The 218-nt window shown below is 23.9% G+C and carries 1 protein-coding gene; it reads left to right on the forward strand.

The window, feature by feature from the left end:
- A partial coding sequence (locus CSUIS19073_RS08320) for a hypothetical protein (protein ID WP_337214428.1) occupies nt 1-218 on the forward strand: 218 nt, incomplete at both ends.

Genomic DNA, 218 nt, shown 5'->3' on the forward strand with positions numbered 1-218 from the left:
CTGGAAATATATCAAATTTAATCAACACCCACACTATAACCACGCTTAATAACTCAAATAAAATTGATAATATCAATAATCAAAAAGATATAAACAGTATTAGCAACCAAAGCAAGATAACTACAATCAATAATCAAGGCAGTATAGATGAGATAATAAATGAAAAAGATATAAATAATATCTCTAATAAGCATATAATAGATAGCATTAAAAATCAA

It is taken from the genome of Campylobacter sp. RM19073 (assembly GCF_024723495.1).
Taxonomy (GTDB): Bacteria; Campylobacterota; Campylobacteria; order Campylobacterales; family Campylobacteraceae; genus Campylobacter; species Campylobacter porcelli.